General features: G+C 36.1%; 12 protein-coding genes and 1 pseudogene. All 13 read left to right on the top strand.

Annotated features, from left to right (window positions below):
- Positions 1-137 precede the first annotated feature (137 nt).
- The 13 genes and pseudogenes from D7004_RS06430 to D7004_RS06380 all read left to right on the top strand — a co-directional run bounded on the left by D7004_RS06430 (position 138) and on the right by D7004_RS06380 (position 26128).
- Positions 138-2129, top strand: coding sequence for a glycoside hydrolase family 97 protein (locus tag D7004_RS06430; RefSeq protein ID WP_123205045.1), 1992 nt, complete (start codon positions 138-140; stop codon positions 2127-2129).
- Positions 2130-2166: 37 nt separating this feature from the next.
- Positions 2167-4914 carry a glycoside hydrolase family 2 protein gene (locus tag D7004_RS06425; protein WP_208646803.1) on the top strand — a complete coding sequence of 916 codons (2748 nt, stop codon included), beginning with the start codon at positions 2167-2169 and terminating at the stop codon, positions 4912-4914.
- An 814-nt stretch (positions 4915-5728) separates the two neighbouring features.
- Positions 5729-8599, top strand: coding sequence for a SusC/RagA family TonB-linked outer membrane protein (locus D7004_RS06420; protein WP_123205043.1), 2871 nt, complete (start codon positions 5729-5731; stop codon positions 8597-8599).
- Positions 8600-8610: 11 nt separating this feature from the next.
- Positions 8611-10377: a RagB/SusD family nutrient uptake outer membrane protein gene (locus D7004_RS06415; RefSeq protein ID WP_123205042.1), complete on the top strand. Its 1767-nt coding sequence runs from the start codon at positions 8611-8613 to the stop codon at positions 10375-10377.
- Between the two features lie 24 nt (positions 10378-10401).
- A complete protein-coding gene (locus D7004_RS06410; protein WP_123205041.1) occupies positions 10402-13632 on the top strand; it encodes a SusC/RagA family TonB-linked outer membrane protein in 3231 nt (1076 codons plus the stop codon).
- Between the two features lie 9 nt (positions 13633-13641).
- The gene (locus D7004_RS06405; RefSeq protein ID WP_123205040.1) at positions 13642-15393 is read left to right on the top strand and encodes a RagB/SusD family nutrient uptake outer membrane protein; all 1752 of its coding nucleotides are present in this window, start codon (positions 13642-13644) and stop codon (positions 15391-15393) included.
- Positions 15394-15576: 183 nt separating this feature from the next.
- Positions 15577-19728 carry a hybrid sensor histidine kinase/response regulator transcription factor gene (locus D7004_RS06400; RefSeq protein ID WP_123205039.1) on the top strand — a complete coding sequence of 1384 codons (4152 nt, stop codon included), beginning with the start codon at positions 15577-15579 and terminating at the stop codon, positions 19726-19728.
- Between the two features lie 271 nt (positions 19729-19999).
- The gene (locus D7004_RS20810; RefSeq protein ID WP_208646802.1) at positions 20000-21712 is read left to right on the top strand and encodes a glycoside hydrolase family 2 protein; all 1713 of its coding nucleotides are present in this window, start codon (positions 20000-20002) and stop codon (positions 21710-21712) included.
- Positions 21676-21792, top strand: a pseudogene (locus D7004_RS21225) (hypothetical protein); the annotation flags it as partial. The gene D7004_RS20810 and the pseudogene D7004_RS21225, both read left to right, overlap by 37 nt.
- A gap of 48 nt (positions 21793-21840) precedes the next feature.
- A complete protein-coding gene (locus tag D7004_RS20805; protein WP_208646801.1) occupies positions 21841-22767 on the top strand; it encodes a hypothetical protein in 927 nt (308 codons plus the stop codon).
- 163 nt (positions 22768-22930) lie between these two features.
- Positions 22931-24385, top strand: coding sequence for a rhamnogalacturonidase (locus D7004_RS06390; RefSeq protein WP_244214261.1), 1455 nt, complete (start codon positions 22931-22933; stop codon positions 24383-24385).
- 129 nt (positions 24386-24514) lie between these two features.
- A complete protein-coding gene (locus D7004_RS06385) occupies positions 24515-25513 on the top strand; it encodes a glycosyl hydrolase (RefSeq protein WP_167459424.1) in 999 nt (332 codons plus the stop codon).
- Positions 25514-25636: 123 nt separating this feature from the next.
- Positions 25637-26128 carry a hypothetical protein gene (locus D7004_RS06380; protein WP_123205037.1) on the top strand — a complete coding sequence of 164 codons (492 nt, stop codon included), beginning with the start codon at positions 25637-25639 and terminating at the stop codon, positions 26126-26128.
- The last annotated feature ends 224 nt before the right edge of the window (positions 26129-26352 follow it).

Genomic DNA, 26352 nt, shown 5'->3' with positions numbered 1-26352 from the left:
ATTACTTTGTTGCTAATTAAACTTTTGTTTAGAATAACAGGTGATTAGGTAGCATAGATTAAAATTCCATTAGCATTAACAATTTCATTAAAAATCTCTATCAATGTTAAATCAAATATTATTAATTATAAAATAAAATGTATAAAAAAGCTATTAAAATATTTATGCTATTGAATTGCATAACTGCATTTGTTTATGCACAGGATAAAGTTTTTACACTTAAATCACCTAATGGAAACAATGAAATTTTGGTTGAAATTGGAACTGAAATTAACTGGTCTGTTAAAAACCAAGGTGATGCAGTATTGGCGCCATCATCCATATCTTTAGCATTATCTACCGGAGAAGTTTTTGGCAATAATCCAAAAGTCACAAAAACAAATAAGACATCAGTAAATACCAGTTTTGAAACACCTATTTATAAAAGAAGTTCGGTTCTGGATAAATACAATCAATTAATTATTGATTTTAAAGGCGATTATAGTCTTACTTTCAGGGCTTACAATGATGGTGTTGCTTATCGGTTTTCTACGGCTAAAAAAGGCGAAATTACGGTAAACAGCGAGGAGGCAAATTTTAATCTATCTGAAGATAAAGCTTCATTAATCCCTTATGTTAGAGACTTAAGGGGAGAGGAACAATTTATTTCCTCTTTCGAATCGTTATATACTGAAACCCGAGTATCGGCAATGTTTAATGATTCATTGGCTTTTTTACCTTTAATGTTCAACATCAATTCTGCCAAGAAAGCGGTTATTTTAGAAGCAGATTTGGAAGATTATCCGGGTATGTTTATCAGCAAAAACCCAAAAAACAGTAATTCGTTAAAAGGTTTGTTTGCGCCATATCCGCTGGCAGAAAAGGCTGGTGGTTTTAACAATATGAATTATATGGTTACCCAAAGGGCTGATTATATTGCGAAAACTAAAGGTACAAGAAGCTTTCCATGGCGGGCTGTTGTAATAAGTGAGAACGATAAAGATCTGATTGATAACGATATGGTGCAGAAGTTGGCTTCACCATCGCGAATTACTGATATGGATTGGATAAAACCCGGTAAGGTAGCCTGGGATTGGTGGAATGACTGGAACATTAGTGGTGTGGATTTCAAAGCTGGAATAAATACACAAACTTATAAGTATTACATAGATTTTGCAGCAGCAAATAAGGTTGAATATGTGATTTTAGATGAAGGGTGGAGCGATGAAACCGATATGACTAAAGTATCCGACAAGATTAACCTTCCTGAAATCATTACTTACGCAAAACAAAAAAATGTAGGAATAATTCTGTGGGCAAGTTGGTTTGCAGTTTCTAAAGTAATGGATAATGCCTTCGAACAATATTCCAGAATGGGTGTGAAGGGTTTTAAAATAGATTTTTTAGACCGTGATGATCAAAAAATGGTTTCATCAGTTTATCAAATTGCAAAAAATGCTGCTGCTCATAAACTTCTAATTGATTTTCATGGCATGTATAAACCAACTGGCTTACAACGAACTTATCCAAATGTTTTAAACTTTGAAGGCGTTAAAGGCTTAGAAAATGTAAAATGGACACCAAATGATGATGTTCCCAAATATGATGTAACTATTCCATTTATCAGAATGCTTGCCGGCCCAATGGATTACACGCCAGGAGCAATGCGCAATGCCACTAAAGCGGAATTTAAACCTAGTAACTCAAAACCAATGAGCCAAGGAACACGTTCACATCAATTGGCAACATTTATTGTGTTCGAAGCCCCGTTGCAAATGATGGCCGACAGTCCAACTGCTTATATGAAAGAGCAGGAAAGTACCGATTTTATTGCATCAATTCCTACAGTTTTTATCGAATCGGTGGCGCTGAATGCTGAAGTTGGTGCTTATGCGGCTATTGCCCGAAAACATAATAGCGATTGGTTTATTGGCGCATTAAATAATTGGAATCAAAGAGAAATAACAATAGATTTTTCTTTTTTAGGGAAAGGGAAATTCCAGGCAATTGTGTTTAAGGATGGCTTAAATGCAGATAAAGATGCAACCGACTACAAAAGAGAAATTATTGAAGTAAATTCGAATACAAAACTAAAAGTAAATATGTTTGGTGGTGGTGGCTGGGCTGCAAAAGTATATCCGATAAATTAAATTGTTAACGTTTACAGTCAAAAATACAAATATGATTATGAAGCTATTTTTTATGTGCGCAACTGTGTTTCTTACACTAAATTTAAATGCCCAGGAAACTCAATATCAATATTTATCCGGAAAAGATAAAGACCATACTGTTACCTGGGATTTCTTTGTAAATACCGGGATGAAAAGTGGAACTTGGGATAAAATACAAGTGCCATCAAATTGGGAACAACAAGGTTTTGGTACTTACAACTATTATAAAGATACCCAAAATCCTGAAGAAACTGGGCAATACAAATACAAGTTTAAGGTTGCTAAAAGTAATGCCGATAAAGAGATTTTCATCGTTTTTGAGGCAGCAATGACAGAGGCTGAAGTAAAAATTAACGGAAAGTCAGCTGGTGCGATACACCAGGGCGGGTTTTATACTTTTCAATACAACATTACACCCCTATTAAATTTTGATGGTGAAAACCTGCTGGAAGTAAAAGTAAGTAAGCAGTCTGCAGATAAATCGGTAAACAATGCAGAAAGGAAAGCAGATTTCTGGCTTTTTGGAGGCCTTTTCAGACCGGTGTATTTAAAAATTTTGCCAAAAGCACATGTAGATAGAATTGCTATCGATGCCAAAGCAAATGGTTCATTTAACCTCGATGCCTACACCGAAAATGCACCATTAGGTTCAGTTTTAAAAGCTCAGGTTCAAAAAATAAGCGGCGAAAAGGTCGGATTAGAAATATCTTCTAAAATTACATCTGTTGAAAATGCTACAAAACTTAAAGGCCAGTTTAAAGATATCAACTTATGGAACCCGGAATCACCAAATCTTTATCAGGTTGTTGTTTCTTTAAGCGATGCCAACGGCCGACTAATCCACCGGATGAAACAAAAATTTGGTTTCAGGACAGCAGAACTCCGTCCGCACGATGGTTTTTATGTAAACAATAAAAAAGTGATTTTCAAAGGTGTTAACAGGCACAGCGAATGGCCAGAATCTGGAAGGACGTTAAGCAAAACCTTAAATGTTGCCGATGTAAAATTAATTAAGGAGATGAATATGAATGCGGTTCGTATGTCCCATTACCCTCCAGATCCAAGTTTTTTAGAAGCCTGCGATTCATTAGGATTATTCGTAATAAATGAATTAACCGGCTGGCAGGCTAAATACGATACCGAAGTTGGCACAAAACTCGTAAAGGAACTCGTTGTTCGGGATGTTAACCACCCATCAATTGTAATGTGGGCAAATGGAAACGAAGGTGGCTTCAATTACGATTTAGATTACCTGTATGCAAAATACGATAACCAGAAACGTTTGGTTATTCATCCTTGGGAGCGCTTCAATGGCACCGATACCAAACACTACCCGGATTACAATTATGTAGTAAATACCACCTTGTATGGCAATGATGTTTTTTTTCCAACAGAATTTATGCATGGTTTGCATGATGGCGGGCACGGTGCTGGTTTAGATGATTTTTGGTCTATGATGATGAAGCATCCTTACGCAGCAGGTGGATTTTTATGGTCATTTGCTGATGAAGGTGTAACCCGTTTAGACAGAAATGGCCAAATGGATATCCAAGGCAATGCCGCACCAGATGGAATTTTAGGGCCACACCGTGAAAAAGAAGGAAGTTTTTATACCATTAAAGAAATTTGGTCGCCCGTTCAAATTGCTATGAAAGATTTGCCTGCTAATTTTGATGGAAAGGTTTTAGTCGAAAATCAATATAGCTTCACAAACTTAAATCAATGTAGTTTCGAGTGGAAATTATCAAACCTGCCAAATCCGGCAGCAAATAATCAGCAAAGTCTGGGAGCCTCAGGTAAAATTAAGGGCATTACTTTATCTCCTGGCGAGAAGGGTTTTTTAAGCATCCCACTTCCTGCAAACTGGAAAAGCAGTGATGTTTTATATTTAACAGCTTTTGATGCTTTTAAACAAGAACTTTTTACCTGGAGTTGGGCAATCAAAATGCCTGCTGCTCCAATAACAAATACTGCGAATTCAAAATCCAAAATAAATGTTTCAGAAACTGGTAAGGCTTTAACCCTTGTTGTTGATGGCATTTCTTATCAATTCGATAAAAAAACAGGCTACATCCAGAATGTTAAAAATATAAAATCAGAAATTTCAATTTCTGGCGGACCAGCTTTGGCGGGTGTTAAATGCGAGCTTAAAGAGTTTAAGCATTATGCCTCGGGCGATGATTACATTATTGAGCCTATTTATAATAACGAAGCGAAATTTAAAGTGAAATGGATTTTCTCATCAGGAAAGACTGTTAAACTCGATTATGAATATAGCGTAAGCGGCGAAGTTGATTTTATGGGCATAACTTTTAACTATCCTGAAGAAAACATCACCGGTATGAAATGGGAAGGAAATGGTCCTTATCGCGTTTGGAAAAATAGATTGAAAGGCACAACTTTTGGCGTTTGGAATAATGATTTTAACAACACCATAACCGGAGAAAGTTGGAAATACCCAGAGTTTAAGGGCTATTATTCAAATGTGTATTGGGTAACGGTAAAGAATAAACAATCACCATTTACAATTTACACCTCAAAAAAGGGCACATTTTTTCAAATGCTAAAACCTCAAAAAGCAGCTGGTGCGACTAATAATAATACCACTCCTGCATTCCCTGATGGCGATTTAGGTTTTTTAGATGGAATTAGTGCAATAGGAACTAAGTTTCAAGCTGCTGAAAAACTTGGTCCGCAGAGCCAAAAAAATATGCAGCTAAATTATTCCTGGAATAAAGGTAGCCTTTGGTTCGATTTTAAATAAAAGGTTTGCTACGAATATATTAACTAGCCTGACGTGTTGACAAACTAATAAAGCACAAGCTGTAATGTAAATTTGGTTAATACTTAGACCGGGTAACATGTCTCTTACAGGGAATTGTTCTGATTAAACCAAGTGTCGAATGCTGATTCTCCTATCTCATATGACTTTAGGTAATATTTTAAAATAATAATGGCCGCACTAATACTTGCCAGGTACACGCTTTTTTGATATACTATGAAAGCTGATTTGTGGATTATAATGAAACGTAAAATAAACAAAACTAAACAATTCATATCCTAAAATAGAATAGATCTATTCTCATTAATAATTAAATAAATTCCCCCTTGCCCGTTAGCGATCTAAATGCGATGATAGGTGGAAAAAAATACTCCGTTATTAATTTATAAATGCAAAATGGCATCAATTGTAAATATCAGAAGGAGTCAAATTATTTTGCATAAAACATTCAATAAGTACTTGATTATTAGATAATTGTCGAAGAGTTAACATTTGTGCTATAATGATTATCAATCCTATCGTAAACTAGCTTCAAGCTGTACTACTTTTAAATTCAATTTTGTAGGCCACTGCAAAATGTAAATAACCAAATGTATATCCTGCTTTTTTGATGGCAATCAAACCGCTGTCGAAAAGTAGCTGTCAACTAAATAATAACTAACCAAATTAACCAAACATCATGAACAATTTTACTACAGTAACCCAACTGTTTCTTTCTCATCGATTGCAGCTTTTTTATCCCAAGGAAACGCAGTCTGCTATTTGATCTCTTTTAACTAATAATTTTTTAAATAACATGAGAAAGAAAATTACAATTAAGCTTATAGGGATTTTTACGTGCTTTTTTAGCGTTGCACTAATGAAAGTTTCTGCACAAGAAAAGCCCTTAAACAACATCAATAAGAAAGATAGCGTTATTGCCTTCGGCGATTCTTTATCTTCTAAAACAAGGATTTATCTTCCTTTTAGCATCCCATTATTTGCAAACTTATCTACTGTTTCCACTCAAACGGTAGATAATTCAGATTTATTAAAGCACCCTGTTAATAGTGTTACGAATGCTTTAACAGGTAGAATAGCAGGGTTAAACACTCAGCAAAACTCTGGGCAGCCAGGTTTTGATGCCGTCAGCTTATCATTAAGGGGTAGAACGCCACTGATTTTAATTGATGGAATACCTCGTCTGATTTCAACCATCACTTTAGAAGAAATAGAGTCGGTAACAATTTTGAAAGATGCCATGTCTACCGCTTTATTGGGCGTTAGAGGAGCAAATGGTGCACTATCTATAACTACTAAACAAGGCTATAATGGTAGAGAGCGCATTTCATTTAGCATACAATCGGCATCTCAAAGGCCGCTGAAAATGCCCCAAGCATTAAACGCATTTGATTATGCAACACTAAGAAATGAAGCAATTCGTAATGAGCTTTCTGTAAATCCATTTTACAATACAGCATTACTCTACACCACAGCCGACCTTCAGGCATTTAAAGATGGCTCAGATCCATTCGGGCGTCCTGACGTAGATTATCGTAATGAGGTTTTAAAGAGCAGTGCGCCTTTAAACCGATACTCGCTTAATATGAGTGGTGGAAATAGTACAGTTACCTATTTTGCTGGTGTAGAACACCTTAAACAAGATGGGCTTTTTAAAAGCACTGATATTTATGATACCAATAACTATCTGGCAAGTTATTTACTTCGTTCAAATATTAACATTCAAATCAATCCAAAACTTTCAGGTGGTATTCATTTATTTGGAAGAATAGGCAATACAAATGAACCAGGAGCCACTACAAGTGCCATTTACAGTTCGCTGCTAACCACACCGAGTAACTCCTATCCAATATTTAATCCAAACCGAAGCCTTGCTGGTACAACAAGATTTACAAATAATATTTACGGAATGGCTGTTCAATCTGGTTATCGCCAAACCTTTAGACGTGATATCATCTCTGATTTTTATGTCAAAAGAACGCTTGATGATATTACCCCCGGCTTATACATAAAGGGTATGGTTTCATTTGCTTCTTACTTAATTGAGGAGACGAATAGAAGCAAACCCGTTGTTGCATTTCAAAGAAACGTTTCTGCTTCAGGTGTAGAAACATACTCAAACGCATTAACACAACCATCGCCTCAAACAAATGTTTCTATCATAAATACCACTAGCGGACAACCGAACGTAGGGCAGGGACGACAAACCTATCTTGAATTTTCTGCAGGTTACAACCGTACTTTTAAAGATCTTCATAATATTAATGCGGCCTTAGTCGCTAATTATGATAGTAATGTTTACGGTTCTAATATTCCTTACAGTATAAAAGGCCTCTCTGGGAATGCATCATATGTGTACAATGAAAAATATATCGGTGAATTTGCAGCATCTTATAGTGGGTCCAATTACTATCCGGGTGAGAGCCACTATAAAATGGGATTTTTTCCTGTTGCAGGATTGGGATGGATAATTTCGAAGGAGGATTTTTTAAAAGATAGTAAAGCATTGAATTTCTTAAAACTATCTGCTAATTACGGTAGAGTGGGTAATGATAATCCTGGTTATTTCTCCTACATACAACGGATATTTGGTGGTGCTGTAGCCTATTTTGGAACGGGGGCAGGAGCAGTAACTACATTAAATGAAAGTACGTTGGCTAATGCAGACATAACTTATGAATATGCAAATAAGTTAAATATAAATCTTCAAGGCAAGTTCTTTAATAATCAATTAGGCTTTTCATTAGATTATTACAATAACAAGTTTAAAGATTTATTAACGCAAAGAGGGCGGAATACTTCGCTACTAGGTAATTTTTATCCAAATGAAAATATTGGAAGGAATAAATATAATGGAGTTGAATTTCAATTATCATGGCAACAGCAAAAGGCAGGCGATTTTAACTACTACGCAGCACTAAATGTTGGTTTTCAACAATCTGTTGTTGAATTTTTCGATGAAGTTGAACAGCCTTTTCCCTGGATGCAAAGAACCGGTCAGCGGGTTGGTCAGTCTTTCGGTTACGTAGCTGATGGACTTTACCAATCTCAGGCAGATATTGCAAACTCTTCTCAAAATGGCATAGCAACATTTATAGGTTACACGCCACAGCCTGGAGATATCAAATACAAAGATTTAAATGGTGATGGCATTTTAAATCAATTCGACCAAACCGTAATAGGCAGTAAAAGCCCGTTAGCTATTTTTGGTGCCAATTTTGGATTTAGCTATAAATTCTTCGATTTTAGTGCTTTAGTTCAGGGAGTTGCTAATTACACCATTAACCTAAGCAGCAACAATTATTTTGAGTTTCAAAATGGTGGACTAGGCAATGCATTCTCTCAACATCTCGATCGGTTTACACCGGCAACTGCAGCTACTGCAAGCTATCCTCGTTTGAGTGTCGGATTCAATCAAAACAACCATACTTTCTCCAGTTACTGGCTCAGGCGGGCAGATTACATCAGGCTCAAAAATGTTGAAGTTGGCATAACCATTCCTTCACGCCTGGCAAGTATTCTAAAAATAAGCTCGATTAGGGTTTTTGCAAACGGTACAAATTTATTTACGGCAACCAAACTAAAAGGCAATCTAGATCCTGAGGTTCCTGTTGATGCGTATCCTTTGCAAAAGCTTTACAACCTGGGTGTTAACGTTAAATTCTAATCACAAAAATCATGAGAAAATCTTTTTCAATATATTTATTTTTTGTCTGCTTGATGGCTCTTCAATCTTGTAAAAAATTCGAAGACGAGCCAAAGGATTTAGATACGTATGATATCATTTTTGACCCGGCAGATTTAAATGCGGTTAGGGCGCAAGAATTTCTTAATAATATTTACACATTTTTACCAACTGGCTTTGCCCGTGTTGGAGGAGATTTTTTGGATGCAGCAACTGATGATGCGGTTTCAATTGTCCCTATTTCATCCATTACTTATTATACCAATGGAATTGTAAGTGTTGTTAATAATCCCGACCAATATTTCAGCAATGCTTATTTTGGAATAAGGCAGGCAAATATTTTTCTTGCAAATAGTGCGAAAATACCTGTGCCTGCCGGTAATCCAATCCGTACAAAACGTTTTAATGCCGAAGCCAGATTTATAAGGGCTTTCTTATATTTTCAACTTTTACAGCGTTACGGTGGTGTTCCATTAATTTCAGACAATGTATTTACTTTAAATGATAACCTTCAACTCAAAAGAAATACTTTTGAAGAATGCGTAAATTACATTGCAAGCGAATGTGATGCGATAAAACCAGATCTGTATCCGGATAACGATTCTAATGCAAATAACTTTGGCCGCATTGTCCAGGGTGCAGCCGTCGCTTTAAAATGCAGGCTTTATCTTTATGCTGCTAGTCCGCTTTTTAATGGAGGAGGAGTAGAGGCAGATTCAGAACTTAAAAAACTTACAGGATACTTAACCACGGACATTACTCGCTGGCAGAAAGTTGTTGATGCTGTAGCAGAGTTTAAAGCATTAGGGAATTATTACTCCTTACAAACAGGAGCTGCTGCATCTGGTTACAGAAATATTTTCATCAATAAAAAAAATTCGGAAGTAATTTTTGCAAAGCAAAGTGTAAATAATTTTGATATTGAGAACAACAATGCACCCGTTGGATATGTAGGATTTGCCGCTATTGCTGGTGGAGGCAGAACCAATCCAACACAAAATTTTGTTGATGCGTTTACAACCATAAACGGTAAACCAATAAGCCAGGATTTAAAATCTACAACAAATCCAAATGGATATGACCCGGCTAGTCCTTATGCAAATCGCGACCCTCGATTTTACGTAACCGTTTTCTTTTCTAATGCTAATACGCCATCAGCTGCTAATTATAATTGGCTCAACAGAGCAGTTGAAACATTTGAAGGCGGAAGAGACAAACCCAATAATAACCTGGTAACACAAACCCGAACCGGCTATTACCTTAGAAAGTTTATGGGGAACTTTGTTACCGGTACCACCTATTCTCAACAGAGCCACAATTTTATTTATTTCAGGTATGCCGAAATTCTGCTTAATAATGCAGAGGCATTAAATGAATTAGGCGGAAGAACTGAAGATGCCGTGAAAGAAATTATCGAAATACGGAAGCGTGCCGGTATAAATGCTGGTACTGATGCCCGATATGGAATTCCATCAGGCACATCTCAAGCGGCTATGAGAGATATTATCAGAAACGAAAGGAGAATTGAACTTTCTTTCGAAGAACATCGATTCTATGATGTTCGCCGTTGGAAAAATGCAAATACAGAGTTGAATAAAACCCTCACTGGTATGAAGATTACAAGAGAAGCAAATGGTTCTTACACGCATGAAATCATTCCTGTGGTAAGCATTGCTTTTCAGGATAAACTCTATCATAATCCATTTCCTTATGATGAGACGGTTAAAAATTCGGCATTGAGACAAAATTTTGGATGGTAATTAAGAATGTAAAAGATACGCAAAATGAAAAAATTTAAATTTTTTAGCATAGTATTTTTACTGCTGCTAATTACAAACTATGCAAATGCACAAAGTAAAACAATTAGTGGTGTGGTGCGTGATGTTCAGGGACCCTTGCCAGGTGCAATTGTTGAAGAAAAAGGAACTGAAAACCGAACATCAACAAACGGTAACGGAGAGTATAAATTAACACTAAGAGGCACCGGAAATACCTTAATCGTTAGATTGATAGGGTACGTTAATCGAGAAATTTCTATTAGCGGCAACAACTCAGCACAAATTGTTTTGCAGCAAGCCTCACAAGATTTATCAGAAGTGGTAGTAACTGGCTACACAACACAAAAAAAGATAACCCTCACCGGAGCTCAGAGTGCCGTTTCAGGGAATGATATCCGTCAAAATCCATCCGGTAGTTTACAGAACACTTTAGCGGGTAGGGTAACTGGATTTATATCACAACAAAGAGTTGGGCAACCGGGTAGCGATGGAGCAGCATTTTTGGTAAGGGGTGAATCATCTTTGAACAATAACGCTGTAAATGGAGTGGCCAGTACCACAAATAATCCTCTAATTATTGTTGATAATATTGAATATTCTTATGAGCAATTCTCCAGGCTTGAAGCTAATGAAGTAGAATCAATCACCATATTAAAAGATGCCTCACAAACAGCAGTATATGGAATTAAAGGAGGGAATGGAGTTGTAATTGTTACCACCAGGCGAGGAAAGATTGGAAAGCCAAGGATTTCTGTTCGCACTGATTTTGCGCTTTCAGAACCAACAATTCTACCCGATTATCTTGATTCATACAATACAGCACTTTTAAGAAATCAGGCAGAAATCAATGATAATTCCTATGCCCCAAACCCTTCATTTAGGCCAACCTGGAGTGCAGCTGATTTAGAAGCTTTTCGTACAGGTTCTGACCCGATAGGTCATCCCAATGTGAATTGGAAGGAAATGCTTTTTAAAAAATATGCTCCACAGTTAAAAACCAATTTCGACATAAGTGGCGGTACAACAAAAGCAAGGTATTTTGTATCTCTGAGCTATCTTAATCAAGGTGGTAACACGAAAGATTATTATGAAGATTCAGGTGACAACATCAATAGTGGGTTCTATAATAAAAGATTCAACTATCGCTCCAACCTTGATATTAGTGTAACAAAAAACCTGACATTACAATTAGATGCTTTCGGAAATATTGGAGAAATCAATAGACCAAATATTTTTTATCCAAGTACAAATGGAAATAAAGATGATATTTTTGCCGATTTCGGTAGCTATCTAGCATTATCGCCAATGGCGTACCCAATCAAAAATCCTGATGGAAGTTGGGGTTACAGTCAGTTTCAAGCCAATAGTGCAAATTATCTAACACCAAATATTATCGAAAGACTTACCTACGGTGGGTTTAGACGCAACAACGAAAATAATATGGTGTTATCTACCACAGCAACTGAAAAACTTGACTTCATAACCAAAGGGTTAAGTGTTCAGGGTAGAGTAGCCTACACCAATAACTACACGGTTGCGAGGAGTTTAACCAGAACGAATTTACCATCATATATTTTCAGACCTGCAGTTTTCGCGGCAGATGGTTCACTAACTAGTGCTGAACGTTACGACCCAGCTTTTGCAAACGTTTACACCATTGGTAGGTTGGGCAATGCGTATGGTACAAATGGCTCGGCTGGAAGCACGCAACGAAGACTTGCCGCACAAGCGCTGATAACGTATAGCAGGCAGTTTGCAGAAAATCATCACGTCGATTTTCTAGGTGTTTATAGTTTATCGAGCAATAATGTGCGTAGTGATGATCTGACTTACAATTTTGTGCCGGCCAGTGTGATAAGCCGTGTTGCCAAAATAGGTTACGATTATAAAAATAAATACATTGTAAATGTAACAGGTACACTAAGTGGTTCAAATAGATTTACAGGTAAAAAGAAGAACGGATTTTTCCCTGCTGCATCTGCCGCATATAACATTGCAGAAGAAGACTTTTTCAAGAAGAGAATTTCATTTATCAACCTGTTAAAATTCCGGGCATCATGGGGTATTGTTGGTAACGACCAACTGGCTCCAGGACGACAATATGCTTATCAGCAAAGTTATGCTACCTCTACAACGAATTCTTACAGAACGAGTAACAACGGGACCATTTATTCCTTCGGAGAATCAAACGGAACTTTATCGGCAAATACGGGCTATGCAGAAGGCGCTTTAGCAAACACAGATGTGACATGGGATAAGGAAAGGCAATTTGATATAGGATTGGATTTTGCGTTTTTCAATAATAAACTTACTGGTTTAGTAGATTATTTTAAATACAGAAGATACGACCAGTTGATTGCGATAAATTTGATTTCTGATCTTCAGGGTGTGTTACTACCTCCGCAGAATATTGGAGAATCTACCAGGCAAGGTTTGGAATTTGAATTAAACTATCGTTCTACAATTGGTAACGAGTTTGCATATAATTTTAGAGGTACATTTTCTAATGTTAAAAATGCAGTAGTATTTAATGGCTTTGCTGATCCACAATACCCATGGCAGTCTGCTGTAGGTAAACCAATTGGAGCAGAAGGTCTTTATCAATATTTAGGCTTTTTTAAAGATATGAATGATGTAAATAATAGTCCAACATCAACTTTTATACAAAGGCCTGGAGACTTAAAATATGCCGACCTTAACGGAGATAATGTAATTGATGATAAGGATAGGGTAGTTGCAGATTACAGCAATACCCCTCAAAATACTTTTGGGTTTCAGTTTGGGTTTAATTATAAAGGGGTTGGTTTAAGCATATTATTTCAAGGTGCTACTAAATTTTACCTCCGTGGTACCGAAGAGGCTATTCGTCCGTTTTCTGCTAATCTTCAAGCTGTTCATCAACAGGCATGGACGCCAGCACTCGGCGATAATGCTAAGTTTCCGGTATTAACCACGCTGAGATCGATAAGCGATCCAGGAATTAATTCAACTTACTGGGCTGTTCCTGGGGATTACTTACGTCTTCGCACAGCTGAATTATCTTATGATATTCCTACAAGTATTGTAAAAAAACTTGGTCTTCAAGGTATTAGATTTTTTGCAAGCGGAAATAATTTAATTACCTGGTCTAAAGCATTCAATTTATATGCTATTGATCCGGAGGCAACACCGGGCAATGATCGTCAGGCATACCCACCATCACGCATCTATAACATAGGTTTGAACGTTAACTTATAATTTACAAAAATGAAAAAGATTACCATTATTTTATTGATTTGTATAGCAGCAATTGCCTGTAAAAAATCAACTTTTTTGGATAATAAATCGAATAATGCCCTTAATGAGGAAACAGTTTTTACAGATAGCGTAAATGCTATTAGCTTTCTAACCCGGGTTTATATGGAAATAGGGTATTCTTATGATAAGGATAGGTACGAAGCTGGTAGCACAGAGCAAGCTACTGATGATTCAGAATATGTAAACCTCAATCCGGCTAGAAGACCACTAATATTATATGGTTCTACTTATACGGCTGATAATACGACCGTATTTAATGAAACCTGGGTGCTACCTTATCAAAATATTAGAAGGTTAAACCTGTTTTTATCGAAAATGCCAGTAATGCCATTTAAAGAAGTAACCAAAAAAAGGTTAATTGCAGAAGCCAAAATGTTAAGAGCATGGTATTATTATAATTTATTAATCACTTTTGGAGGTGTTCCAATTGTTGGAGAAACATTATTCCCTGGAGATGAAATTATAACAGTTCCTAGAAGTACGTTTAGTAATTGTGTTGATTATGTTGTAAAAGAATTGGATGCTGCCGCGGCAGATTTACCAATAGACCAAATGGGCAACGATTACGGCCGTGTTACCAAGGGTGCAGCGTTAGCTGTAAAAGCTAAAATATTGCTCTTTGCAGCAAGCCCACTATTTAATGGAAATACTTGGCCTAGTGTACCTGGTGGTACTAAAACGCCTGAGCGTATTGCTGTTGCGGGTTATCCTAATTTTGATGTTATGCGCTGGCAAAAAGTGTTAGATGCCGCTGAAGCTGTTATAGCGCTTGGTTATACCTTAAATGTAGAAAATGCCAATCCAAATCCTGGTTATGGTTTTTACAACATGTTTTTACAGCGTAGAAATAAGGAACATATTTTCTTTGTAAATCAACCGCCCAACCGAGATTTTGAAACGTTTTATCTGCCACAAACAAGAAGCGGAAACCGGTCTGGCAATCCTACTCAGAATGTTGTTGATGTTTTTCCAATGGTTGACGGAAAATCCATAACAGAGTCGCCACTTTATAACCCGCAAGACCCATATAAAAATCGTGATCCAAGATTTGGTTATTCTATTATATTCAATCAGGCATTATGGTTTAGTACCAGCACCAATACCAAAATTGCTGTTAATACATATGTTGGCGCACCAACGGATGGATTTTATCAAGATGCAGGAACTTCTGGTAGCTCGGGCTATTTTTGTCGAAAAACACTTGATGAAGGATTGACCGGGAACAGTGGCACCACAAATCGAAATTGGATATTAATTCGTTATGCAGAAATTCTATTAATTAAAGCCGAAGCATTAAACGAAATTGGAAGAACTGCAGATGCTTATGGTCCGATTCGGGAGCTTAGAAGTAGAGCAGGAATAAATGCCGGTACAGATGCTAATTATGGAATGAAAATAGGAATGACGCAAACAGAAATGAGGAGTTTTGTGCAGAATGAACGACGCATAGAACTTTATAATGAAGATAAGCGCTGGGATGATGTTCGAAGATGGAAACTTGCAGAAACATTTTTTAATGGTTACAATAAGTTAATGAGTCCAACCAGAGTAACCATATCTCCGCAATTTCCAACAGGTTATAAGTATGATATTGTAAACTCTTTACGATTGCATGTATTTAAAGAGCGGAATTATTTATTACCAATGCAAATAGGGGAAATGTTAAAAAATACTGCCTTAATCCAAACTCCTGGCTGGTAAGTATTATTGTTAATGCATCTCTTTTTAAAAGTCTGCTGATTATTATCAGCAGACTTTGTGGCTAAAACCGATTATAAAAAAAGCCCGATTTTTGAAATAAATGCTGAATATGTTAGCTGAACAGAAATTTATCTCTAAATTATACCTTCTAAATCCTCAGAGCATCGCCAAATAGTTATTCCTATGTTTCGAAATTTATTTACTGCTATTTTTTTGTCCGTGATTATTTTTACGAAGATATGGGCGCAAGCTGATCACTATCAGTTTTCGCAATTAACAATTTTGAATGGTCTTTCCAATAATCAGGTTTTAAGTATTCATCAAGATAAAAAAGGGTTTATGTGGTTTGGAACGTTTTCTGGCCTCAACCGGTACGATGGCCATAAATTTCGGGTCTTTAAACATGATTTTCAAGATCCCAATTCTTTAAGTGATGATTTTGTATCGGCTATTTTTGCCGGGCCGAATGACAGAATGTGGATTCAAACCAAACAAAATTATAATATTTATGATCCTTATACCGAGCGATTCGAAAGAACGCCAAAGGCTTATCTTGCATCAATTGGTCTGCCTGATGCGGAAATAAAATCAATTAAAAACGATGGTAAAGGTAATTTTTGGTTTGTTTACGCCAACTTAGGCATATATAAGTACAATGAAAAAAGTAAGCAATCAAAGCATTTTTATAATAGTAAGGGTTTAGGAAGTATTTATTCGAGTGATGTGACTTCGCTATCCTTAAATGGAAAAGGGCAGGCCTGGATTGTGTACAAAGATGGCACAATCGATTTATTGGAGCCAAAATTAAATAAGGTAGTTTACCGGTCTTCCATTCTTCGTAATGCAAACCATGGCAAATCAATATCCTATTCTATTTTTGCAGATAAAGACAATGATTTATGGTTTTTTACAACTTCGACATCTTTAGGGGTATATTATTTTAATCCCGAAAAAAACATACTTAAACACTTTGATAAAGATGGAACACAAGGTAAATTCAGATCGAATATCGTCTACAATGTTTTGCAGGATAATAAGGGCCTGATTTGGATGGGAACTGATCATGGTGGAATTACGATAGTTGATAAGAAAGATTTTAAAGTAACCTATTTGTTAAATCAGGATTACAATCAAAAATCTATAGCTCAGAATGCCATTCCATCGCTTTTTAAAGATCAAATGGGGGTCATCTGGGCTGGAACTTTTAAAAAAGGAATTAGCTACTACCATGAAAATATTATAAAGTTTCCTCAATATAAACATAACGTACTCGATAAGAATAGCCTACCCTTTGATGATGTTAACCGTTTCACCGAAGATAATTTAGGAAATCTGTGGATTGGTACAAATGGAGGAGGTTTATTATATTTTGATAGGAAACAAAATACTTATACAAAATACAAACATGATCCTCGAAATCCAAATAGCATTTCTAGTGATATAGTGGTTAGCCTTTTGGTTGATCATGATGGAAAATTATGGATTGGGACATATTGGGGTGGTTTAGATTGCTTTGACGGCAAAAAGTTCGAGCATTTTAAGCATGATGAAACTAAGCCTGGAAGCATATCCGACGACCGGGTGTGGAAGATATTCGAAGATTCTTCCAAACAATTATGGGTAGGAACTTTAGCTGGTGGTTTAAATCTTTATGATAGAGCTACCAAAACCTTTCGGCACTACGGGCCTGAAAAGAAAAATTCGATTACTTTCGGTTATGTTCCAGCTTTGTTCGAAGATTCCAATCAAAATCTCTGGGTGGGCGGTTGGGGTATCGATGTATTAAATCATAAAACCGGAAAATTCAGACACTTTACCCGAAACTTAAAAAATCCTTACAGCCTCGTTCAAAATAATGTGAGCTCAATTATCGAAGATAGTAGGAAGCTCATCTGGATAGGCACTCGCGAAGGTCTTTCTGTTTATGACCCTTCTACAGCAAAGTTTAATAATTTCAGGAAAGAAAACGGACTTCCGGATAATACAATTTTAGGCATTCTAGAAGATGATGATAATAACATTTGGCTGAGTACTGCAAATGGTATCAGTATGGTTAAAGTAAGTAGAAAAGGAAGTAAATACCTGCTGCGCTTTCAGTATTTTGACGATTCTGATGGTTTGCAGGGAAAGGAATTTAACGAAAATGCTGCATATAAAACCAAAGCAGGCGAACTTATTTTTGGAGGTGCCAACGGTTTCAATATTTTCAAACCATCAAAAATCCAGATAACTAAAAATAAAATTAATCTTGTGTTTACCGATTTCCAGGTTTTTAATAAAAGTATTAAGCCAAAAGAATCAGTAGAAGGGCATTTACTTTTACAAAAATCAATAACCGAGACCGAAAATATTGAATTGAAACACAACGAAAATGCTTTCGGAATTGAATTTGCAGCACTAAATTTTTTTAACTCAAAAAAGCTTACTTATCACTATATGATGAGGGGTTTCGACAAAAAGTGGATTGACGCTGAGAACGATATACGGAAAGCCAGTTATACAAATTTAAACCCAGGGAATTACGAGTTTTTGGTAAGGGTAATTGACCCGGATGTACCAGGTTCTTTAGAAGAAAGGACGTTGAAGATTCAAATATTACCCCCATTTTGGAAAACGAACTTAGCCTATTTATTATACTTTTTAACACTTTCCGGTTTGCTACTCTATATCCGTTACAGGGGTATTCAAAAACTAAAGAAAGAATTTGCAATAGACCAGGAACGTGCTGAAAATAAACATATTTTGGCTGCAGAAAGGCAAGATGCAGAACGCATTCATGAACTTGATTTAATGAAGATAAAGTTTTTAACTAACGTAAGCCACGAGTTTAGAACGCCCATATCATTAATCATGGCTCCGGCAGATAAAATGCTGCAAAATGCTGAATCGCTAGACCAGAAGCATCAGATACAAATTATTAAACGCAATGCATATAGATTGTTAAGTCTTGTAAATCAGCTTCTTGATTTTAGGAAACTTGAAGTTCAGGAACTTAAATTTCTTGGAACACCTGGAGATATCGTACCGTTTATAGCTGATATTGTACATTCTTTCAGTGATGTAGCAGAAGCAAAGCAGATAGGTTTTGATTTTGATAGTGAGGTTGAACATTATCATACCGTATTCGACCATGATAAGATTGAAAGAATTATTTTCAACCTGCTTTCAAACGCATTTAAATTTACACCGCCGGGCGGCCACGTTACCGTTTTGTTAAGTCTAAAATCCAATACTTCAAATATGGATTGTTCTATGTTGGAAATAAAAATTATTGATACTGGAATTGGAATTCCAGAAGATAAACTGAACAAAATTTTCGAAAGATTTTATCAAAGTAATGTGCCAAGTTCTATGCTTAACCAAGGCAGTGGCATAGGATTGTCAATCGTAAAAGAGTTCGTAAATATACATGCAGGAGAAATTTCTGTAGAAAGTGAAGTGAATCAAGGTAGTTGCTTTACAATTAATTTACCATTAAAGCTGAGTGAGCATCTTCCGAATGTATACAATAAAGCTGTAGCCGAAAACAATTTGCCGGTTGCCAAAAAGAAAATTGATTTAAGGAAACCTAAAGTTTTACTAGTAGAGGATAATGAAGATTTCAGGTTTTATTTGAAAGATAGTTTGAAGGATATTTTTAGCATACAAGATGCAGTCAATGGCAAAGATGGTTGGCAAAAAGCACTTGCCTTACATCCTGATTTAATTGTAAGTGATATTAACATGCCCGAAATGAGCGGAACCGAACTTTGTCGCAAAATTAAAAATGATATACGAACTGCTCACATTCCCTTTATATTGCTTACTGCGCTTTCAGAAGAAACTGAACAAGTTAAAGGGTTGGAAGTTGGTGCCAACGATTATCTAACAAAACCTTTTAATTTCGAGATACTGATTTCAAAAATCAAAAACTTACTAATTCTGCAAGAGAACTTTAAAAAAACCTATACCAAACACTTGCAGGTAAACCTTCCCGAAATTGAAAGCCAATCACACGATGAGAAGTTTATTGCTAATGTTTTAAAATATGTTGAAAATAATATTGTTAATCCAAATTTATCGGTAGAAGAATTAAGTAAGCAAATGAATATGAGCAGGGTTTCACTTTATAAAAAGATTTTACTGCTTACCGGTAAATCTCCTGTAGAATTTATCAGGTCTTATCGCTTGCAAAAAGCTGCGCAACTATTTGAAAAAAGTCAGCTAAATGTCGTAGAGGTTTCGTATGAGGTAGGATTTAATACCCCAAACTACTTTTCAAAATCTTTTAAAACCGAATTTAAAATGCTACCATCAGAATATATTGCGCTACTAAGAAAAAAGGATTTAAACTAAATTTTAAGATTGCGTTTAATGTAAATGTTATGATATAATCATTCGTTAAGTAACTTGTTATTAGTTGCTTATATTCTAGTTAACATTTATATCATTTATATTAACATTCATGCGCCTGCCGATATTACCACATCTATAATTTTATCATCCAGAGTGATTTTAATGTCTAATACAGGTATATGCAGCATACACAATCTGACAATACATTAGTATAATGCTGGTCCTTAAAATTTTGGACATCAAAACCATCTCGGTATAAATTACTAGCCAAATGATATCAAAACTTAAATACTTTTTCACTTTACTATTTCTTTTATCAACCCTTAAGCTAATTGCGCAGATTACTGAAGTAAAATATTTATCGGGGGAAGATAATGTTAATACAGTTGATTGGGATTTTCAATGCACTGCAGGACGAAATAGTGGAAGATGGACGAAGATTGCTGTTCCTTCTAATTGGGAATTGCAGGGATTCGGAAATTACACTTATGGTTCGGAAAAAGAGGATAGGGGTGAAGCAGGACTTTATAAATACGCATTTACAGTTCCATCACACTGGAAAAATAAAACCGTTTATTTGGTTTTTGATGGCGCTATGACCGATACTGAAGTTAAAATAAATGGGAAGCTTGCAGGCCCGATACACCAAGGTGCATTTTATCAGTTTAAATACAACATTAAAGCCTTGCTAAATAATAACGGAACTAATATACTGGAGGTAAAGGTTAATAAAGTTTCTTCAAACCAAACCATTAACGAAGCAGAGCGATCAGCCGATTTTTGGGTTTTTGGCGGTATTTTCCGTCCAGTCTTTCTTGAGGCATTTCCTCACCAACATATACAACGGGTCGCAATTGATGCAAAGGCTGATGGTTCTTTAAAAGTTAATGCCTACGTTGCAAATCTTCAATCGATAACAGCCATTACCGCTCAGGTTAAAACTTTAAATGGAAAACCATTTGGAAAGCCTTTTTCTGTAAATCTAACCCCAGGAACTACGGTAGCTCAGCTTAACACTAAATTAATTAATCCGGAGTTATGGTCTTCCGAATTTCCTAATCGATATAAAATAGATATTACGATTAAAAATGGAACCACAAAATTGCATACTGTAACCGAAACTATTGGATTTCGTACGGTAGAGCTTAGGCAACATGATGGTTTTTATGTTAATGGACAAAAGATAAAATTTAAAGGCGTAAATCATGGTAGTTTCTGGCCAACTTCTGGCAGAACAACTAGTCGAAAGATTTCTATTTTAGATGCGGAGTTAATTAAAGAAATGAATATGAATGCGGTTAGAATGTCGCATTACCCACCTGATAAACACTTTTTAGAAGTTTGTGATTCAATCGGTCTTTATGTAATTGATGAGCTTACCGGCTGGCAATATCCGCCTTATGATACCCAGGTTGGACAAAAACTTGTTAAAGAAATGATTGTCCGCGATGTCAATCATCCTAGCATAATTATGTGGGCGAATGGCAATGAAGGTGGTTTTAATTTTGATTTGTTGCCAGATTATCCAAAGCATGATATTCAGAATCGCCCTGTTATTCAACCATGGATGAATATTAACGGAATGAATACCAAACATTACATTCCATGGAACTATGGCAACCGTACATTTTTTCAAGGAAACGATGTGTTTTTTCCAACTGAATTTTTGCATGGTCTCTACGATGGTGGACATGGAGCAGGGCTTGATGATTTTTGGAATTTGATGCAATCCAACCCATTATCTGCAGGTGGTTTTTTGTGGGATTTTTGCGACCAGGGTGTGATGCGAACCGATATGGGTGGAAGATTAGATACCAAAGGCAATGCTGCCTCAGATGGTATTTTGGGGCCATACCGTGAGAAAGAAGCAAGCTTTTTTACGATTAAAGAGATCTGGTCACCAGTTTATTTTCCTCAAAAATTTATCTCTAAATTATTTAATGGAAAATTGATATCGAAAACCGATACAACTTTACCAATTTAAATAAATGCAGTTTTAGTTGGAAACTAAAAAAAATAACTGGCTTCGATAAGTCAGAAGGGAATGAATTAACAGGTAAAATAACATCACCAGATATCAAACCCCAATCATCAGGGATTTTAAATTTAGCATTGCCAGCACAATGGGCAAAATACGATGTGTTATACATTACTGCCCGAGATTTATATGGCAAAGAACTTTATACATGGTCTTGGCCAATAACTTCACCACAGCAATTTGCAGATAGAATGATTGAGAATGGCAAAGATAAGATAAATGTAACTGAAGATAATGAATCGTTAAGGCTATCCTGTTCGGGTGTTGAAGTAAAATTAAGCAAGGAAACAGGGTTAATGGTTGCCATTAGAAATAAAAAAGGGGAAATATCTTTTTCAAACGGACCTGTTCTAATTAATGGCGAAGCAAATTTTAAATCTTTTAAACACTCCCGTGATTCTTTAGGACGCTATGTGGTAGTTGCAACCTATGAAGGCAAACAAAACTTCAAAGTTACCTGGACCATGATGCCTTCTGGTTGGTTAGGGTTAAAATATCAATATCGTGCTAATATTGGCCAGGAAATTTTAGGGGTCAGTTTCAATTATCCGGAGGAGAAAATTAACGGTATGCAACTCATTGGAAATGGGCCATACCGGGTGTATAAAAACAGATTAAAAGGGGGCACCTTAAACCTGTGGGATAAGAAATATAATAATGCGGTTACCGGCGAAACATGGGATTATCCTGAATTTAAAGGCTATTACAGTAATTTTTATGGTGCCCGGATATCAACAGCTGAAGGAAATTTTGTAGTGCTGTCTTCAACAGATAATTTATTTATGCATATGTTAAATCCGGCAATACCTAAAGGTCTGGGCAAAGCAAATTCCTTTGCTGGTTACCCAACAAATGGAATTTCTTTTTTGCATGGAATACCGGCTATAGGTACTAAAAGCCAAAAGAAAGAAGATTTAGGCCCTCAAAGCCAGCCTAACTTAACATTTGCTAACGGTGGTCTGGATACTCAATCGGCCGTTTTATATTTTGATTTTCGATAATATAAACTGCAGATATAATGAATTTATACTTGAAAAATCTTCACAAAATGCTTTTTATTTAAAGTTAACTAATAAAACAAAAAAACTCAATATGGTTAAAACCAGATATGGCAAAGTTTGTATTGGCCTATTCGTGATGATATCAATTAATATATCGCCCCTTATGGCGCAGATTGTTTCAACATCATTTTTTAATGTTAGAAACTTCGGTGCTGTTGGCGATGGCAAACATCTAGATCATGTAGCTATTAATAAGGCAATAACCAAATGTGCTGAAAGAGGTGGAGGGACCGTGATTGTACCATCGGGAAATTATTTGTGCGGAAGCATCAGGCTAAAGAGTAACATTAATTTATACCTCGATGCCGGAGCGGTTATTCTAGGTGCCCAACCAGAAATGAATGCCTATGATCCACCTGAAGAATTTCCTGATACGGCATATCAGGATGGTGGACATACTTATTTCCATAATTCTTTGATATGGGGAGAAAACCTAAAGAACATCTCCATTACTGGTAGGGGAATGATAAACGGTGGAGGCTTAACCAGCAAAGACAAAGAGCACCTGGGCGACCCAACCGGAGGTTCCATCGGTACTGGTGATAAAGCTATTGCATTAAAACTTTGTACAAATGTTCTAATTAGAGACATCTCTATATTTCATGGAGGTCATTTTGCTATTTTGGCAACTGGTTGCGATCTGATAACAATGGATAACCTAACGATTGACACCAACCGGGATGGGATTGATATTGACTGTTGTACAAATGCAGTGATTTCAAACTCACGAGTAAACTGTCCAAATGATGATGCGATTTGCCCGAAAAGTTCTTATGCTTTGAACAGAAAACAGATTACTGAAAATCTTTTAATTACAAATTGTATTGTTTCAGGTTTTAAAGAGGGAACACTACTTAATGGTACGAGGATACCTGCTAAGGCGGGTTGGTCTAATGGTAGAATCAAGTTCGGTACCGAATCTAACGGAGGGTTTCGGAACTGCGTGGTTTCTAACTGTGTGTTCAAGAACAGTAATGGTCTTGCACTTGAGCAAGTAGATGGTGGCATAATGGATAACATAATTATCTCAAATGTTATCATGACCGACGTTTCGCATTATCCAATCTACATTACTTTAGGAAAACGAAATCGTGGGCCAAAAAACACTACAGGTATGGGTATCGTTAAAAATATCCTTATTAGCAACATACGTGTAGATAATGCCGATTCACTTAGCGGCATTCAAATTACTGGGGTGCCAGGATATTATGTAGAAAATATTCAGCTTCGTGATGTATACATCAATTATAAAGGCGGGGGTAATAAAAATGATGCAAAACGTATTTTTCCAGAACTCGATGGACGTTACCCGGAGCCCTTTCTTTTGGGTGTTAACCCTGCTTATGGCCTTTTTGTAAGGCATGTAAAGAATCTTGAGTTAACTAACATAAGATTTCAAACCTTAAAGCCCGATTTAAGGCCGGCAATAATTTGTGAAGATGTTGATGGTTTGGAACTAAATTATGTAAAAGTTTCCAAGGCATCAGGAATGGATTCTTATGTAATGAAGAATGTAAAGAATCTAAATATAAAAAATTCCAATCTTCAAAATTATTAGAAGAATAAATTTTGAGATGTTAAAAGTAAATAGGGTAGTATTCATTTATCATCATCGACAGTAAACTATGCTAACTATTCAAAAGGTCTCAGCTATTAAAAAAAATAACAATTAAATAATTGTATGATTATGAAAACGAAAAATCTCATCTGTATTTTAACCCTTTTGGTGTTAATGATTTCTATACCTTTTGGAGGGATGTGCCGGCAGAAACAACTTTCAAATAAAGACGCTTCAAAAGAAGCAAATGCACTTTATGCATACCTTAATGATATGTACGGAAAAAAAATTCTTTCCGGCCAAATGAGTTCCAGTTGGGGTGTGGATGAAATAAATTATATAAAAACCGCTACTGGTAAACTGCCGGCAATAAATGGTTTTGATTTTATTACCACAACAGATAATCAAAATGAAGTAAATCAGGCTATTCAATGGTGGAAATCTGGAGGAATTCCAACCATTATGTGGCACATGGGGGCTCCAGGAAAAGGAGAGGGGTATGAAAGTAGTAAAAAGGCAATAGATATCGATAATTGTTTTATAAAAGGTACTCCTGAGTATGAAGTATTTTGGGCAGAGCTTAAAGAAAAAGGCGATTTACTACTTCAACTAAAAAAAGCAAATGTCCCTGTGCTTTGGCGGCCATTCCACGAACTTAATGGGAATTGGTTCTGGTGGGGGAAACAAGGTCCGGATAAATTCAAAAAGCTTTGGATTACCATGTATGATTATTACACAAAAACCCTAAAACTTGATAACTTAATATGGGTATTATGTTATACCGGTAATCCTGATGGAACCTGGTATCCTGGTGGTAAATATGTAGATATTACAGGAGCAGATACTTATGATAAAGATATGGGCGCCCATAAGGCTATGTATGATGGTGTTAACAAAATAGCAAGCAATCAGTTTCCAATTGCTTTTCACGAATGTGGAACACCGCCCGATCCCGAAAAATGTTTACAGGAAAATGCGATGTGGTCTTGGTGGATGGTGTGGCACACCAGCCACTTAACAAAATTAGATAAAGGCTATCTCACTAAACTTTACAACCACGACTTGGTTATCACCAAAGACGAGATCCCAGATATTGTTATGCGGTATGGAAGAAAAAAAACGAAATAGATTTGCCAACATTTGGAGTTAATTTGACGAATGCTTTAAGGTAAATAAATATACTTAATAAGCACATTTCGTAAAGTTATTCTGATGATATACTTTAAGTCAAAAAAATAGAAAAGTAATGATATGAATAAGTTTAGGATAAATTATGAGGCATTTGAAGGGTGTGATGACTCAAGTGCAGAGCTTATTTATCAACTTGTAAGGTCAGGTGCAAAGGTCAAAATTCAGAAACGTAAATCATTTGCATTGTTGAAAGTTGTAAATACCTTTAAAGATGTTATCCCTCGCAACACCAAGCATTATCAATATAAAACGGATGCATTGCGTCAAACGGTTCATAACGATCAAATCCTTTGCTTTGGAATAGCTAATCCTGGAGCTATTTGGCTTGATAAATCAGAAATGATTAAATTACAGTTGGAGAATAATTGCGCATCAGTAAGTTTACTGCTTTATAGTGAAAATATACTCGCAGACACTGCCACTGCCTCTAAAATTATGGATATTGATAGAATAGAAGATGGGTATCTAATATCTGGCCCTATCTGTTACGATGGGTCAGTACTACATCAAATAAGAAATATTAATGATTTAACTATTCATCTGATTTTGTAGAATCGAAGGCACTTGCTGAATTTATCAAACTTGCTTTTGACTATTAGATAAAAAATATCATAATAGAATAAATGACCAGAAAGGATTGAAATACAGCACACCTCGCGATGCTTCTCAATTATTGAAGTTCATCACGAAAGACCCAGAAATATTAATGCAATGCTTGCAATTTGTAAATATAATGATACAATATTTGGTATCATTTTGATAATGTGGTTGTTATA

Source organism: Pedobacter jejuensis (assembly GCF_003725795.1).
In the GTDB taxonomy this organism is placed as follows: domain Bacteria; phylum Bacteroidota; class Bacteroidia; order Sphingobacteriales; family Sphingobacteriaceae; genus Pedobacter; species Pedobacter jejuensis.
The sequence above is the reverse complement of the archived record's forward strand: the minus strand, read 5'-3'. Positions and strand labels throughout refer to the sequence as shown.